Here is a 16,268-nt window from a genome sequence, read left to right on the forward strand (position 1 = left end):
CCGGCCCCGACATGCAGAACGACAGCAGGGAGACCACCATGTTCAGCAATTATGTCAGCGTCGCGCTCAGGAACCTTGTGAAAGACAAGCTGTACAGCTTCATCAATATCGCCGGGCTGGCGATTGGCCTTGCAGCCTGCGTCCTGATTGCGCTTTTCGTGCGGGACGAGCTTTCCTACGACCAGTTCTGGTCGAATGCTGATCGTATCTATCGCCTGAATACCACCTTCAACACTCCCGGTCGCGAACCGATGGTCACGGTGATGGCGCAAGGGCCGACCAAGGACGCACTGAAGGCCTATTTTCCGGAAGAGATCGAAGCCGTCACTCGCTTCAACAGCATGGAAGTGGTGATGAACAAGGACGGTAGTGTCTTCAGCGAAATCCTGATGTGGACCGATCCCGAGACCGCTGACATTTTTGATCTCGAAGTTGTCGCCGGTGACTTGCGCCAGACGTTGCAGGACAACGCCAGCCTCGCCGTCAACGAGAGCTTCGCGCGAAAGCATTTCGGCGAAGGCAACCCGCTCGGCAAGACCGTGACCATCAATCTGATGGATATCGAGCGGGATTACAGGATCGGGGCAGTCTACAAGGATCTGCCGCATAATTCCGTGCTCAATTTCCAAGGGCTCGCCAAGATCGATGAAAACGACTTCACGAAGCAGAACTGGGAATTCAGCCAGTGGTACAGCGTGAACAACTATGTCTATTTCACCCTGAAGCCCGGCGCGTCAATCCGGACGATTGAAGATCGCCTCGACGATTTCGTCGACGCCTATATCGAGCCACCCGCCGCCATCGGCAACGCCAAGTCGTCGACCTATGTTCAATATAGCCTTCAGCCGCTGACCGATATCCAGCTCAACCAGGCTGGTGCCCGGGATATGGAAATGAAGCCGACGGGCGACATGGGTACGGTGATGGCTTTCGCCGCCATTGCGGCCCTCATTCTCATGATCGCCTGCATCAATTTCACCAATCTCGCCACCGCCAAATCCACCCAGCGGGCCCGTGAGGTTGCAATCCGGAAAGTGCTTGGTGCCAATCGCCGGCAGCTTGTGATCCAGTTCCTTGGCGAATCCACCGTCATTGCCTTTATCGGCCTGATGTTTGGTCTCGTCCTCGTTGAAGTGGCGCTGCCCTTCTTCAGCGAGTTTGTCGGCAAGGATCTGGTGTTCGATTATTTCGACGGAGGCACTATTGGCGTTCTTGCCGGCCTGATGGTTGTGGTCGGGGTTCTGGGTGGTCTCTATCCGGCACTCGTCCTCTCAGGCTACCGCCCGGCCCGCGTGCTCAAGGCCAACAAGTCCGCGGAATCGAGCGGCTCGGCCCGGCTTCGCAGTGCGCTTGTCGTGATGCAGTTCGCCATTTCGATCACGCTCATCGTCTCCACCGGTACGGTCTATGGCCAGAAGCTTTACGCGACGCGACTTGACCCGGGTTTCAACAAGGAAAACCTCCTGGTCGTTCGCAATACGTCGAACTCCGGCGCCGTGAGCAAGCGGGACGCCTTCAAGGAGCAGGTCCTGCGGATTCCGGGGGTTGTCGATGCAGCTTTCTCGAGCGATGCACCAGCCAGCGGCAACGAGAGCAACATTTCGGTCCGTGTTGCCGATGATGACGGCGAACGCACCGTGCTGATCGGGGTCCACCGGGTAGATTATGAATTCTTCGAAACCTACGAAATCCCGTTCCTCGCCGGGCGAGCCTACAATCGCCAGAATGCACTTGATGTAACCCCGAACGGCTTTGCCGCCGAGCCGGGGGATCTGCTGCAAGGCAATATCATCGTGAACGAGGGCGCACTTGGTCGTTTCGGCTTCGGAACGCCAAAGGAAGCGATCGGCCGCGTTGTCAAGGCAAGTGTGGGCAACGATGTGCAGGCTCAATTCACCATCATCGGGGTCATTCCGGACATCAAGTTCCAGTCGCTGAAGGAAGTGATGCGCCCGGAAGTCTATATGCTCGCTTCGTTCGGCTTCTCGAACCTGAATGTGCGCTATATCGGCGATCCGCGTCCGGTTGTTGCCGAGATCGAAAAGTCCTGGAAATCAATGATCAGCACGGTGCCCTTTGCCTATGACTATGTGGACGAGGTCATGGCGCAGGAGTTCGAGGCGGTAGAGAGCCAGTCAATGCTTCTTGGCGTTTTTTCGGGCCTCGCGATTGTCATCGCCTGCCTCGGCCTCTATGGCCTTGCGGCCTTCACCGCGGCGCGCCGGACCAAGGAGATTGGCATCCGCAAGGTGATGGGTGCCACCGTGACCGATATCGTCCGCTTGCTGATCTGGCAATTTTCCAAGCCCGTCCTGATCGCCAACCTGGTGGCATGGCCGGTTGCGGTGTGGGGGATGCTTTCGTGGCTCGAAAATTTCCCCTACCGGATGGAGGCCTGGATGCTGGCGCCGCTGTGCCTGATCGCCGGCCTCATCGCGCTCGGCATCGCATGGGCAACGGTCGGCGGTAACGCCGCGCAGGTCGCCCGCGCCAATCCCATCAAAGCCCTCAGGTACGAGTGAAAGGGACGCCATCATGCTTGCCAATTATCTTCGCAGCGCCATTCGCAACATTGCCAAGGAAAGGCTTTATAGCGCCATCAATATCGGCGGCTTGGCCGTTGGCCTGATGGCGGCGTTCCTGATCCTGCTGTTTGTCCGGTTCGAGCTTTCCTACGACAAGGAATGGGCGAATGCCGACCGTCTGTACCGGATGGATACGAGCTTCCTGACCGGCCCCGAGCCGAAGGCACGGTTGCGCCGGCTTTCCGGGCAGCTGCAGGCGGCAATGCTGAGCACCTTCCCGGAGGAGATCGAGGCCGCCGCGCGCCTGCGCGCCCTGGAGCCGACGATCCGCGACGGCGACAAGGTCACGGACGAACTGGTGCAATGGGCGGACGCGGATCTGCTGAAAATCTTCCAGTTCAGGGTGCTCAAAGGCGACATGAAGGCTGCCTTTGGCGACAAATCGAGCCTCGCTGTCAGTCGTACCTTCGCTGAAAACCATTTCGGGGACGCGGACCCATTGGGCCGTGTGTTGAACCTGAAAGTCTACAATCTGGACCGCGATTATCGCATCGTCGCTGTCTATGAGGACCTGCCAAGAAACAGCGAGCTGGATATTCCGGCTGTTGCCCTGATGGACGAGGAAGCCTTCGCCGAGCCGCATTGGCTCCTTCGGAACTGGGGATCGACGAGCGTCGAGCAATATGTGCTTCTGAAGAGCGGCGCTTCGTGGTCGACCATCCAGGCCGGGATGCCGGGGCTACTCGACAAATTTGTCGAAACCCGCTCGGGCAAAGGGTCGTCTTTCCTTGCCATGAACGGGATGAAATTCTCGGACTATCATGCCCACTTTGTCACGCTCGACGAGATGTCGGTGATGGCCAAGATGCAGATCCTGATCGCCATCGCGGTTGTTCTTGTGCTGGTCGGCGCCATCAATTTCGTCAATCTGGCGACCGCGCAGGCAATCCGCCGGACGCGTGAGGTGGCGCTGCGCAAGGTTTTGGGCGCCGGGCGGCCGCAACTGATTGTCCAGTTCCTGACGGAATCGATCCTGATCACCCTGATCGCCGCCATGCTGGCGGTGGTGCTGCTGGAATTCAGCCTGCCAGCCTTTGCCGAGTTTCTGGATGCTCCGCTTGAGCTTTCCTATGATGACGGCGTCTTCTGGGCGTCGCTGATTGCGACCGTTCTGGTCGTGGGTGGCCTTGCCGGCTTTTATCCGGCCTTCGCCATCAGCGGCAGTCGTCCCGGGCGGATCCTCATGGCCAACAAGTCGGCAGAAAGCCGGGGGACCATCATCCTTCGGCAGGTGCTGGTGACCTTCCAGTTTGCGGTGTCGGTGATCCTGATCGTGTCCACCATCATCATCTATGGCCAGACCTGGTTCGTGACCAACATGGACCCCGGTTATGACCGCAACAATCTTCTGGTCGTTCAGGGTGTCGACCGCGGCGACATGAAGGACAAGCGGGCGACCCTCCGGGACAAGGTGCGGAAGCTTTCGATGGTGCGTGCGGCGAGCATGTCGTCGGAAACGCCATCGGATGGCAACAACAGCGGCGGCAATTTTGGCCCGACCCCGGTCCGGGACGAACAGATCAACATGGGCGAGATCTGGATCGATGACGCCTTCTTTGACACTTACAGGATCGAGATGGCGGCAGGCCGCAATTTTTCAGGCACCAATGAAGCTGACGAGTTTCAGGACAATACGGATGAAAATCCGGTTGAAAACCGGGTCATGCTGAATGCCTTTGCGGCTGAACAGATGGGTTTTGCGTCGCCAGACGCCGCCATCGGTGCGCTGGTCTATAACGGCACGCGTCCGCTGCGGATAGTCGGGGTGGCGAAGAATGCCCGCCTGCAGGACATCAACGACCCGCAGCGCGCGGAAGTCTATTATTTCACACGGGACCGGGGCTACAACCTGACCGTCCGTTTCGGCGGGTCGCCGACCGAGGTCGTCGAGGCCGTTCGTTCGGTATGGATGGAACTGGCGCCCTTCACCCCGTTTGTCTTCACTTTCGTCGATGACGCGGTGGCTGAAGAGTTTGAGGAAGAAGTGCAGATGTCAAGAATCCTGACCTTCTTCTCAGGCCTCGCTGTGCTGATCGCCAGCATGGGGCTTTATGGCCTTGCGGCGGTTTCGGCCGAGCGGCGTACCAAGGAAATTGGCATCCGCAAGGTGCTGGGTGCGCGGGTGCGTGACATCGTGATGATGATGGTCTGGCAATTCTCGCGGCCCGTGATCGTCGCCAACCTGATCGCATGGCCGGTGGCTTTCTTCACCATGTCGTCATGGCTGGAACAGTATCCGAACCGCATCGACAGCTGGTTGATGCTGCCTGCCTGCATGGCGGCAGGGCTGGCCGCGTTCCTGATCGCCTGGGCGACCGTTGCCGGACGGGCATACCTGGTGGCCCGCGCCAAACCCATCAATGCCCTGCGCTACGAATAAGACTGATCCGAGAAGCGAGGAGAAGAGACGATGTTCCGCAACTATTTCCTGACCGCCTGGCGGCATGTGTTCAAGAACAGGTTGTTTTCCTTCATCAATATCTTCGGCCTCGCCGTCGGACTGATGAGCTGCATGCTGATCTTCCTGTTTGTGGAAGACGAGCTTTCCTATGATGACTGGCTGCCGGAAGGCGACCGCATCGTGCGGCTACACAGTGCCTTCCTGTCGCCCGACCGGCCAGCGTTCCGCACGGTTTCCGCTCCCGGCTTCTGGATGGATGCCATCTCGGCCTATGCCGCAGCGGACGTTGAAACGGCAGTGCGGCTGGTGCGTACCAACCAGACGATCATCAAGGACGAAAAGGTATTTGACGAGCGGCTGGTATTCGCCGACAGCACCTTCTTCGACATCTTCAAATTGCCGTTCGTGGCAGGGAGTGCGGCGAGCGCCTTCTCGAAGCCGATGGATTTCATCGTCAGCGAGGAAATGGCCCTCAAATATTTTGGCCGCATCGACGTGGTTGGTGAAACGCTCACGGTCTGCTGCGTTCAGGGCCAGGAAGTGGATGTCCGTGTTTCGGGCGTGATCAAGGACATCCCTGAGAACAGCCATCTCGATATCGATTTCCTCGTGTTCCTCGATCCTCCGATGTTCGACTTCGCGCCGAACATCCTGAAGACCTGGACGAGCGTGAACACGCTCACCTATTTCAAGCTGAAAGAGGGTGCGACCGTCGAGGGCTTCAAGGCGCGCGTTTATGACTGGCTGGACCGCGAAAGCCCCTTCCGCAAGATGACGGCGGATGCGGGCATGGACGGCCAGCCGAGCGATTTCATTCGCCCGAATGTGATGGCGGTGCCGGATCTGCATCTGCATGCCCGTCCTGACGCCGGCAATTTCGGCGACATGCGGCCGATGGGCGATATCCGTTTCGTCTATACCTTCTCGGCCGTGGCCTTCCTGATCCTCGCCATCGCCTGCATCAACTTCATGAACCTGTCGACCGCACGGGCAACCCAGCGGGCACGCGAGGTCGCACTGCGCAAGGTTCTCGGTGCATCGCGCACACAGGTTGCCCTGCAGTTTCTGGGCGAGGCGGTGATGCTGTCGCTGATTGCCCTCATGCTCGGCCTGATGGGCGTCGAGATGGTCTTGCCCGCCTACAATGATGTTCTTGGCCGCTCGCTTGAGATGACCATCGCGACGAACGGCGGGCTTATGGCCCTTGCTTTGGGGGTGGCAGTGCTCGTCGGCGTGATCGCCGGCAGCTATCCTGCACTCGTGCTGTCGCGTTTTGCGCCGGCACGTATCCTGAAGGCCAACAAGTCTTCGGATGCCGAAGGCTCCGGTCGCCTCCGTATGTTGCTCGTTGTCATCCAGTTTGCCGTATCCATCGGCCTCGCCATCTGCACGGCGGTTGTTTACGGCCAGTCCATGTATGCGCAGAAGATGGATCTCGGATTTGAAACCGAGGGCAAGATCGTGATGCGGAATTTCACGTCCGCGCCGATTGCCGAACAGCGGGAATCGATCGGCCGTGAACTGGCGGCTCTCCCCGGTGTTGAAAGCGTCGTCTTCTCGTCCGAAGTGCCGACGGATGACAATGAGAACAACACCGGCTTCCAGCTGCTGTCCGCAGCAGGTGACACCTCGGCCAACACCGAGGAACGGATCATCAACTATTTCTCGGTCGATTTCGGCTTCTTCGAGGCTTATGGCATCGACCCGGTTGCCGGCCGTACCTTTGATCGTTCCCGCGGCAATGAAGTGATCGAGGCCGCGCTCGAGGACAACAGCATCCGCCGCTCGGCCTCTGTCGTGATCAACGAGATGGCAGCCCGCAACCTTGGCTTCAGCAATGCGGCCGACGCGGTGGGGCGTGTATTGCGGGCGGGGGTCTATCGCGCCGGTCCCTATGACCTCACCATCGTTGGTGTGGTGCCGGATGTGCATTTCCGCTCCATCCGGTTCGGCAAGCAGCCGAGCGTCTATTTCGTTCAGCCGACCAACATGGATGTGGCGACCGTCACCTACCGCACCGCTGATCTGCCGTCGCTGGTCTCCGCCATTGGCGGTACGTGGCGCCGTGTGGCCCCGAACGTGCCGATGGACATGAGCTTCCTGAATGACATGATTGCCGCCCAGTATGCTGACGATGTGGCGCAGGGCACGCTTTTCGCGGCCTTCTCGGGCCTCGCGATCCTTGTTGCCTGCCTCGGCCTTTATGGGCTTGCCCATTTCACTGCCGAGCGCCGCACCAAGGAAATCGGGATAAGGAAGGTGATGGGGGCCCGCACGCGGGATATCGTCCGGCTGCTTGTCTGGCAGCTTTCGAAGCCCGTTGTGGTTGCAAACCTGATCGCATGGCCGGTTGCCTGGTATCTGATGGTCGACTGGCTGCAGGGTTTCGAATACCGGCTGGGGCATGGTTACATTCTGGTCGCCGCCGTGGTGGCGGGTCTCGTCGCGCTCCTTATCGCCTGGGGCACCGTGGCGGGCCGTGCCATCCGGGTCGCCAGCGCCAAACCGATCCACGCGCTCCGCTACGAATGACGTTTCCCTAGCGGGGTTCGCCCACTTGCCGGCGGCCACAACTGGTCGCCGGTTTTTTCTTCGTTTTTTATCGACCTGTACGCGAAATATTAATTTCCCTGTGCCAGTATGTGTCTCGAAATAGAACAGCGCAAAGCGCTATTTCAGGCAAAAGTTGGCGAACTTTAGAACGGTGCAGGGTAATGCTGATCGATTCCGTCAAGCTTGAAAAAATGATGCTGGCCAAGCGTGTGGCCAAGTTCCTCAATGGCTCGCAGTCCGATGACGACCGCATTGCCGTGGAGGATGTTGCACGCCTTCTGGCCCGCGATCTTTCCACGCAGGTGCGTGAGGTGCTGGCGTTCGAACTGCGTCACTGCGATGTTCTGCCCTCTGATCTCGCTGAAAAGATTGCCCGCGATGTGGAAGATGTGGCATCGCCTTTCCTTTCCTCGACCCATGCTTTCAATGATGAAACGCTGGCCGCACTCATCCCGTCGCTGGCGGAACATGCCCGCGTGACGATTGCCCGCCGGCCCGATCTTGGCGGCCTTGCCGTCAAGGCGCTGGCCGAGCATTCCGAAGCGCCGGGCGTGACCACGCTGGTGCGAAACGACAGTGTCGGCCTCACCCAGGAAGCTTGCGATGCCGTGGTTGGCCGCTTCGGGGGCGACCGCCGCCTGATGGACCAGCTTTCAGCGCGGGCCGACCTGCCGCTTGTGGTGGTCGAGCAGATCATCGACAAGGTTTCCGATCACTGCCGCGACACGCTGATGCAGCATTATGCCGTCGATGGCACGCTCGCCGAGAAGATCGCCGGCGGCAGCCGCATCGAGGCGCTGTGGCAACAGATTGCGAACGCGGCTCCGCAGCAAGTGCATGCGCTCGTCAACGACATGCGCAAGCAGAAGCGCCTGACCCACCTTCTGGTCGCCGAAATGGCCGAGCGTGGCAGTGCCGCTTTCCTTGAAAGCTCTTTCGCGCTGGAGGCCGGCTTGCCGATCATCCAGGTGCGTGAAGCCCTGAACCTGAAGAAGGCGCAGGATTTTGTGGACCTGATGAAACGGATTGGCGTGTCAAAGGCGATGGCGCCGCGTTTCCTCAATATCGCCCGCAAGCTTTATGTCGAAGGCGCCCACGGCACCAACGACAATGCAGCGCCGTCTTCGGGTCTCGCCGGCGAAGGCTGATCACGGTTTGAAATCAATATCGCTGTCTGGTGTCGCAGGGCACCGGAAGGCACTTGCCTTTGCCATTAATATCTATATATCTTGATATATGGATATTAATCAGAGCCTTTCTGCCTTCGCCGCCCTCAGCCAGGAAACCCGGCTGGAGGTCTTCCGCCTGCTGGTGCAGGCGGGGGCTGCCGGCATGCTAGCGGGCGAGGTGGCCGACAGGCTGGGCGTGCGCCAGAACACCATGTCCACCAACCTGAGTATACTTTTGCGCGCCGGGCTGATCCGCAACGAGCGGGAAGGCCGCGCGATCCGTTATTTTGCCGATTTCGACGGGGTGAGGGGGCTCTTGGGCTTCCTCATGGAGGAATGCTGCGGCGGCAAGCCGGAGCTTTGCCAGCCCGTCATCGATACACTTGCCTGCAAATGCCCGTGAGGAAACCATCGTGACCGAAAAGATGCTCAATGTCCTTGTGCTGTGCACCGGGAATTCCGCGCGCTCGATCGTCGGCGAAGCGGTCTTCAATCATCTGGGGCAGGGCCGCATCCGGGCCTACAGCGCCGGCAGCCAGCCGACCGGCAAGCCGAACCCGGCGGCCATCGCGCGGCTCGTGGAAGCCGGGATCGATACGTCCGCTTTCCGGTCCAAAAGCTGGGACGAGTTCGCAGGTGAAGGCGCCCCCAAAATGGATATGGTGATCACCGTTTGCTCGTCTGCGGCGGGTGAGGCCTGCCCCGTGTGGCCGGGGGCACCCGTGCGCGCACACTGGGGTTACCCGGACCCCGCCCATATTCCGGACCCGGCCGCGAAGGCGGCTGCCTTCGATGCGCTTTACAAGGATTTCTCGGGCCGCGTGGCCGAGCTTCTGTCGCATCCGCTGGAAAGCATGAACGCGGCCGAGCGGCGCGACCTTCTGGTGCAGCTTGCACCGGTGGAGGGCTGACCTGATGTCGCTTGCCCGCAAACTGACGGCCGAAGCCATTGGCACCGCGCTTCTCCTCGCTACCGTTGTCGGTTCCGGCATCATGGGGGAGCGGCTGGCGGATGGAAACGACGCCATCGCCCTCCTTGGCAATACGCTCGCAACCGGCGCTATCCTTGTGGTGTTGATCCTGATGTTCGGGCAGGTGTCTGGCGCGCATTTCAACCCCGCCGTCACCTTGGTGATGCGGGCACGGGGCGACATCAACCGGGCTGAAATGGCGGGTTACCTGCTTGTGCAGGTGATGGCGGCAGTGGCGGGCGTTATCATCGCCCACGCCATGTTCGATATGCCTATCCTGCAGGAAAGCCAGCACATCCGCACTGGCCGCGCCATCTGGCTGAGTGAAGGGGTGGCGACCTTCGGCCTTCTGTCGACGATCCTCTGGGTCGCGCGCGCCCGGCCCGAGGCTGTGCCCATGGCCGTTGGCCTTTTTATCACCGCTGGCTACTGGTTCACCGCTTCCACAAGCTTCGCGAACCCTGCCGTCACCATCGCCCGCAGCTTCACCGATACCTTCTCGGGGATAGCGCCGAACGATGTTGTCGGCTTCATCGCCGCCCAGCTTGTGGGGGCGTTTCTCGCGCTCGGGGTGTACAAGCTGGCAAGCCCGTCACCCCGGACTTGATCCGGGGTCCATGCTTGATGCAGGCACCGCTGGATGCCGGGTCAAGCCCGGCATGACAGCAGGGTCTTAGCCCCGTTCCACGGCCTCGAGAACTGCGGACATGCAGGACCGACCGAGCGCGATGGCGCGGGCCGGGCTCCAGCCCTCGTCGGGGTTTGGCAGCAGGTCATTGTCCTTGAAGGGCATTTCAAGCGTCATGGCGAGCGCCTTGAACTGGTGCGCCGTCCAGTCGGTGCATTTCTTCAGGTCGCTTGAATTTGCCTCGCCCTTTTCATAGCCGCGCTCGCGCTGAAAATCGGGGGAGATGAGGCAGAGGCTTTCCTCGAAATCGAGAAACCGCTGATAATGCGCGGGATCGAGGTTCGGGATCGTTTCGTAACCCGCCAGGAAATTCACCGGCAGCGCTTCGTCGCCGTGGACGTCCATATGGATATCCACACCCGTCTCCAGCATCTTCTGGCGCACCAGATATACCTCGGGGCTCGTTTCCATGTCGGGCTCAGCCCAGGCACGGTTGAGGTTCACGCCCGCCGCGTTGGTGCGCAGGTGGCCGCGCTTCGATCCGTCCGGGCACATATTCGGCACGATATAGAAATGCGCTTTCTGCAGGAGCTTTGCGGCGACCGGATTGTCGGGGTCGAGAAGCACGTCGAGTGCCCCTTCCATCCACCATTCGGCCATTGTCTCGCCGGGGTGCTGGCGGGCGATCAGCCACACCTTCTTGCGGCCTTCTGCGCCGTGGCCAAGCTCGATGAGGTCCATCGCCTGACCGTCGAGCGTGAGGCCCAGAACATGCGTCTTCACGAGCGGCGACTGGGCGGCCTCGGCGATGAGGTCAGCATGGCGCTCCATCGAATAGGGGGCGAAGTAGGCGAACCAGACGCTGTCCTGATCGGGCTCGATTTCGAAGGTCAGTTTGCCGTTTGCGTAGCTTGTCGGGATCTGGAACCAGGTTTCGCGGTCATAGGACGCGCGCGCCTGATAGCCGGGCCAGCCTTCGGGATAGGCGGAATCACCTGCATTTTCGATCACCAGCTTGCACGGCGTTTCGGCAACGCCGGACAGGCGGAAATGGAACCATTGCTGGAAATCGGACATATGGTCTTTGCGGATCGCAAGCCGGATGTTCGAAGGGCTATCTGCCTGAATGACCTCGATATTGCCGCTATCGAAGGCGCTGGTGATGATCATGGACCGTTCCTTTTCTTCTGTCCGATGCGTCTTGCTAGCCTGCCGCGCCGCCGCCGTCAATTGCGGAAAGGCGCAGAATTCCGGGCGAAAGGCCGTGACTCGTTAGGGCCGCTCTGGTACTATCATCGTTACTGACGCTAAGGCGTGAGCGGACACCCCCGCTATCTGAACGGGGGAATTGGGGCGTCCTGCCGGGCATGGGGGACGCCTCCATTTTGTCCGGGGGCCGGCAGCGGGATGAAGCCCGTGCGCCAGCAGTCATTTTTCACCGGTTCCGACCCTTGACAGTACCGGGGCTCGCCTATATGGTCCGCCGCCAATGGATTCGAGGATCGGCAGCGATGCAGGTCCTGCCTTCCGGATAGCGGCCGAAAGTGGCGGTGGTTCAGAAGGTTCTGTCAACTGCAGAGTTAGAGAGATACATTATGAAGATCCGTAACAGCCTGAAGTCGCTGAAAGGCCGTCACCGCGACAACCGCGTGATCCGCCGTAAAGGCCGCATCTACGTTATCAACAAGACCCAGCGTCGCTTCAAAGCCCGCCAGGGCTGAGCCGACGCCGCCAGCTTTTTGCTGGCAGGTTTTCGCGCCGTGCGTCTCAACCGAGTCGCGCGGCGTCGTCATTTGAGGGGGGCTTGAGACGTGCGAATCACCGCTGTTGTTTTCGATATCGGCAATGTGCTGGTCCGCTGGGACCCGCGTCTCCTGTATTCCAAGCTCATTCCCGATGCGGCGGAGCTTGACCGGTTCCTCACCGATATCGTCACGCTCGAATGGCACACACACCACGACAAGGGCCGACCCTTTGCCGAAGGTGTCCGTATCTTGTCTGAACAACATCCTGACCATGCCGACCTGATCCGCGCCTTTGACGAGCGCTGGGACGAGACTATCGGGCCGGTCATCGAAGGCACCGTTGCTCTGATGGAACGGCTGAAGGCGAAGGGCGTGCCGCTTTACGGCCTCACCAATTTCTCCGCCGAGAAATGGGTGGCGTTCGCCCGCGATTATGCCTTCGTGAAACTGTTTGATGGTGTGGTCGTCTCGGGCGAGGAACGCCTCGTGAAGCCCGATCCCGCGATCTTCGAGCGGCTCGCCAGCCGCTACGGCCTCACCCCTGCCGAAACGCTCTTCATCGACGACCGCGACGAGAATGTGAGGGCTGCCGAGGCGCTCGGTTTCCGGGGCCATGTCTTCACGGGGCCCGAAGGGCTGGAAGCGACGCTCGCAGAAACAGGTCTCATCTGACGGCGCGTCAGGCCTTGTCGGGGCAGCGCTCGATCCAGTCCCTGTTTTTCTCGTAACCGAGCTTTTCGAGCGCGGGCTGGTGCGCGTCTGCAAACTCGCGGGCGAAATCGCGGGTGAAAGCACCGGTCCATTGTTCCTTTTTGCCCGAGCGCACATGGTCTTTCCTGACGCTTTGCCCGAACAGGGAATTTTCCACAAGAATCGGCGCGCAGATATCAAAGGGCAGGTCGAGGTGGGTGCAGATGCTTCGGAATGTGGTCGCCTCCACATCCTCGATCAGGTCTTCATACCGCACCGTCAGGAAGCGCCGCTCGATGAGGTCGCGCATTGCCCTGTTGCCGCGTGCGATGGCCATGCTGCGGATCGTGCCGCGGCTGAAATTGTTCATCTCGAACCGGTAGCGTTCGTCCTGACCGGCAAGGCTATTGATCATTTCCTGATAGCTGCGGTCGCCGAAGCAATCCTTCTTCACATGCAGCCAGGGTTCGGCTGATTTCATGTGATAATGCGCGCCGGATATCACGATATCGCGGGGATCGCGGACGATGCGGAAGCCGCGCACGTCATCCCTGTCAAACGCATCGAGAAAACGGCAGTCCCGCTGGAAATAGATCATACCGCGCTGCGGCGCGGCCGTGCCAATGGCGCTTGAGGGCGTGTTGACGAAATCAAGCCCGAGCCTTGCTGCAATCGCTGTAAAGACATCCCGCATCCAGATCGTACCGGCCTTGTGGTAGGCGCCGATACAGCGGATAAGGTCGCGGTTGACCGTTGGTGCAGAACCTGCGGCTACTGCTTGCGGCCCTTCAACTCGTCATGGCCGACCCACGCGATATGCAGCACGTTGGTGGCGCCGGGGGTACCAAAGGGCACGCCAGCCGTCACCACGATGCGGTCGCCTGGCTGGGCCAGATCGTGCCGGAGCGCCATGCGCTTCGACTTGCCGATCATTTCCTCGAACGTGTCCACATCCTGCGTCTTCACGCAGTGCAGGCCCCAGCCGAGGGCCAGCCGGCGGGCGGTCTGGATCTTCGGGGTCAGGGTCAGGATCGGTACGCTCGGCCGTTCGCGGGCAGCGCGCAGGGCGGTCGCACCCGACGAGGTGAAGGTCACGATCGCCTTGGCGCCCACGGTGCGGGCCACCTGCCGCGCGGCGGCGGTGATAGCGTCCTCGCTCGTCGAATTCGGGTTCATGCGAAGATCCGACGGGCTGTTCATGTAATCAGCTTCGCCTTCCACCTTGCGAGCCACGCGGTCCATCACGCGCACAGCTTCGTCGCCATAGTCACCCACGGCCGATTCCGCCGACAGCATTACGGCATCGGCGCCGTCCGCCACGGCGGTTGCCACGTCCGAAACCTCGGCGCGGGTCGGCACCGGCGACTTGATCATGGATTCGAGCATCTGGGTTGCCACCACCACCGGCTTGCCGGCAAGGCGGGCGGCCTTCACGATACGTTTCTGGATGCCGGGCACATTCTCGGCCGGTTCTTCAACGCCAAGGTCACCGCGCGCCACCATCACGCCGTCCGCGAGATCGAGGATATCGTCAAGCGAGGTGACGGCTGCAGGCTTTTCGATCTTGGCCATCACAGCAGCCTTGCGGCCAACCAGCTTCTTGGCCTCGGCCACGTCGTCGGCGCGCTGCACGAAAGAAAGGGCGATCCAGTCGCAGCCATGCTTCAGCGCGAAGGCGAGGTCGCGGCGGTCCTTGTCGGTGAGGGCGGCGAGCGGCAGGATGGCGTTGGGTACGTTCACGCCCTTGCGGTCGGAAAGCTGACCGCCCACAAGCACGCGGCAGTTGGCGTGATCGGGCAGCACATCCTTCACCTCAAGCCGTACCTTGCCGTCATCCAACAGGATATGGGTGCCAACCTTGATGGCTTCGAAAATCTCGCGGTGGGGCAGGCTCACGCGGGTGGCGTCGCCCGGCTTGTCGGTGTCGAGGTCAAGCCGGAAATTCGATCCTTCCTCGATCATCGCCTTGCCGCCAGCGAAGGAACCGATCCTCAGTTTCGGGCCTTGCAGGTCCGCCAGGATGGCGATCGGGTGCGAAAACTCGGTCTCCACCGTGCGGATCGCGTCGATCAGCTTGATCTTGTCCTCATGCTCGCCGTGGCTCATGTTCAGCCGGAACACATCGACGCCTGCAAGGAACAGGGCGCGGATACGCTCAAGGCTCGAAGACGCCGGGCCGAGCGTGGCGACAATGCGGGTCTTGCGCTGGCGGCGGATAAGGGGTGTGATCGCTGACATATGGCCTCCGGAAAGGCCGGCAGAAGGGGCGGGTGTTGACTTGCCGAATCAGCCGGCTAATTTGGCCGCTATGCTGCCGCCAAACGCCCCGTCGGTCCAGTGAAATTCTGGCGTCAGCACCGGGGCTTAAGGGGTGACAATAAGACCAATTGCAGGACAGGCCCTGATGCAACTGACCCCCATCTCCCCGGAAATCCTCAACTTCGATGCGAAGGCGCCCCTGGTGCTTCTATGTGACCACGCTTCGAACGCGGTACCCGCAGAAATCGGCGATTTGGGCGTACCTGCGGCTGCCATGCAGGATCATATCGCATGGGACATCGGCGCCGAGGCCGTGACGCGCCGGATGTGCGAGATGATGGGGGTTGCCGGTGTCATCCAGAAAGTGAGCCGGCTGGTGATCGATGTGAACCGGGATACGGGTCAGGCTGGCCTTATCCCGGAGGTCAGCGACGGGGTGCGAGTGCCGGCCAATCAGGGCCTTTCGGGCGCCGCCCGTGCGGCCCGCATCGATGCCTATTGGCGGCCTTTCCATGCGGCGTGCGAAAGCGTGATCGACGCGCACCAGAAGGCCGGCGTCAATCCGCTGGTTGTTGGTATCCACAGTTTCACGCCCGCGATGAACGGCGCGCCGCGGCCGTGGGCCATCGGCTTCCTGTGGAACCGTGATCCGCGGCTGGCGCAGGCCATGATCGGCCTTGTGGAGCGCGAGACCGGCCTTATTGTCGGCGACAACGAGCCTTACTCCGGCAAGGCCCTTTATTATACAATGCAGCGCCACGGTGCAGATCGCGGCCTTGCGCAGACGACCATCGAAATCAGGCAGGACCTGATGGCCAATGAACACGAGATCGACCAGTGGGCGGCGCTCCTTGCCGACCTGTTGGACGAGTGCATGACGCGCCCCGATCTCATCACCCCGAAAGTATTTCCATGACGCCCACCGTGAATGAACAGAAATCGATCGAAGCCGCCGTGTTCCGCCGCCTCATCGAGCATCTCTCGGTCCGCACCGATGTGCAGAATATCGACCTGATGGGGCACGCCGGCTTCTGTCGCAACTGCCTGTCCGACTGGTACGCCGAGGCCGCCAATGCGATGGGCGTGACGATGGACAAGGATACGGCACGCGAGGCCATCTATGGCATGCCCTACGACACCTACAAGGCAGCCTACCAGACGCCCGCCACCCCCGAACAGCTCGCCCTGATGGACGAGAGTGTGGCTAAAAACAAGGCGATGCGGGAAGGCCGTTGAAGCCCATCCCGGCACCCGCTATGGTGCGCGC

At 60.8% G+C, this 16,268-nt stretch carries 14 protein-coding genes; 11 read left to right on the forward strand and 3 right to left on the reverse strand.

Annotated elements, in window-relative coordinates; genetic code table 11:
• The first annotated feature begins 38 nt into the window (after window positions 1–38).
• The 7 genes from OU694_RS14105 to OU694_RS14135 all read left to right on the forward strand — a co-directional run bounded on the left by OU694_RS14105 (window position 39) and on the right by OU694_RS14135 (window position 10,286).
• On the forward strand, window positions 39–2,522 hold the full coding sequence (locus OU694_RS14105) for an ABC transporter permease (RefSeq protein WP_308911654.1): 2,484 nt from the start codon (window positions 39–41) through the stop codon (window positions 2,520–2,522).
• A 13-nt stretch (window positions 2,523–2,535) separates the two neighbouring features.
• Window positions 2,536–4,965, forward strand: a complete 2,430-nt coding sequence (locus tag OU694_RS14110; RefSeq protein ID WP_308911655.1) for an ABC transporter permease — start codon at window positions 2,536–2,538, stop codon at window positions 4,963–4,965.
• A 30-nt stretch (window positions 4,966–4,995) separates the two neighbouring features.
• A complete protein-coding gene (locus OU694_RS14115) occupies window positions 4,996–7,518 on the forward strand; it encodes an ABC transporter permease (protein ID WP_308911656.1) in 2,523 nt (840 codons plus the stop codon).
• A gap of 182 nt (window positions 7,519–7,700) precedes the next feature.
• Window positions 7,701–8,687 carry a DUF2336 domain-containing protein gene (locus OU694_RS14120; RefSeq protein WP_308911657.1) on the forward strand — a complete coding sequence of 329 codons (987 nt, stop codon included), beginning with the start codon at window positions 7,701–7,703 and terminating at the stop codon, window positions 8,685–8,687.
• Window positions 8,688–8,775: 88 nt separating this feature from the next.
• On the forward strand, window positions 8,776–9,111 hold the full coding sequence (locus OU694_RS14125) for an ArsR/SmtB family transcription factor (protein ID WP_308911658.1): 336 nt from the start codon (window positions 8,776–8,778) through the stop codon (window positions 9,109–9,111).
• A gap of 10 nt (window positions 9,112–9,121) precedes the next feature.
• Window positions 9,122–9,619, forward strand: a complete 498-nt coding sequence (locus OU694_RS14130) for an arsenate reductase ArsC (RefSeq protein ID WP_308911659.1) — start codon at window positions 9,122–9,124, stop codon at window positions 9,617–9,619.
• Between the two features lie 4 nt (window positions 9,620–9,623).
• Window positions 9,624–10,286: an aquaporin gene (locus OU694_RS14135; RefSeq protein WP_308911660.1), complete on the forward strand. Its 663-nt coding sequence runs from the start codon at window positions 9,624–9,626 to the stop codon at window positions 10,284–10,286.
• Window positions 10,287–10,352: 66 nt separating this feature from the next.
• On the opposite strand, the gene OU694_RS14140 is transcribed toward OU694_RS14135, so the two are convergent.
• Complete coding sequence (locus tag OU694_RS14140; RefSeq protein WP_308911661.1) at window positions 10,353–11,477, reverse strand: M14 family metallopeptidase; 1,125 nt, start codon at window positions 11,475–11,477, stop codon at window positions 10,353–10,355.
• 425 nt (window positions 11,478–11,902) lie between these two features.
• Between OU694_RS14140 and ykgO the strand changes: the two genes are divergently transcribed.
• On the forward strand, window positions 11,903–12,028 hold the full coding sequence (ykgO, locus tag OU694_RS14145; RefSeq protein WP_121938607.1) for a type B 50S ribosomal protein L36: 126 nt from the start codon (window positions 11,903–11,905) through the stop codon (window positions 12,026–12,028).
• A 90-nt stretch (window positions 12,029–12,118) separates the two neighbouring features.
• On the forward strand, window positions 12,119–12,724 hold the full coding sequence (locus OU694_RS14150; protein ID WP_308911662.1) for an HAD family hydrolase: 606 nt from the start codon (window positions 12,119–12,121) through the stop codon (window positions 12,722–12,724).
• Window positions 12,725–12,731: 7 nt separating this feature from the next.
• Here the strand turns inward: OU694_RS14150 and OU694_RS14155 are convergent, their stop codons facing one another.
• On the reverse strand, window positions 12,732–13,436 hold the full coding sequence (locus OU694_RS14155; protein ID WP_308911663.1) for a sulfotransferase domain-containing protein: 705 nt from the start codon (window positions 13,434–13,436) through the stop codon (window positions 12,732–12,734).
• A 77-nt stretch (window positions 13,437–13,513) separates the two neighbouring features.
• Window positions 13,514–14,980 (reverse strand): pyruvate kinase, encoded by a 1,467-nt coding sequence (gene pyk, locus OU694_RS14160; protein WP_308911664.1) that lies wholly within the window; start codon window positions 14,978–14,980, stop codon window positions 13,514–13,516.
• Between the two features lie 166 nt (window positions 14,981–15,146).
• Here pyk and OU694_RS14165 point away from each other — a divergent pair, with 166 nt between their 5' ends.
• Window positions 15,147–15,917 carry an N-formylglutamate amidohydrolase gene (locus OU694_RS14165; protein WP_308911665.1) on the forward strand — a complete coding sequence of 257 codons (771 nt, stop codon included), beginning with the start codon at window positions 15,147–15,149 and terminating at the stop codon, window positions 15,915–15,917.
• Window positions 15,914–16,237 carry a DUF1244 domain-containing protein gene (locus OU694_RS14170; RefSeq protein ID WP_289503694.1) on the forward strand — a complete coding sequence of 108 codons (324 nt, stop codon included), beginning with the start codon at window positions 15,914–15,916 and terminating at the stop codon, window positions 16,235–16,237. The genes OU694_RS14165 and OU694_RS14170 overlap by 4 nt, the downstream gene beginning before the upstream one ends.
• The last annotated feature ends 31 nt before the right edge of the window (window positions 16,238–16,268 follow it).

This window comes from Pseudokordiimonas caeni (genome assembly GCF_026719705.1).
Classification (GTDB): Bacteria; Pseudomonadota; Alphaproteobacteria; order Sphingomonadales; family Kordiimonadaceae; genus Gimibacter; species Gimibacter caeni.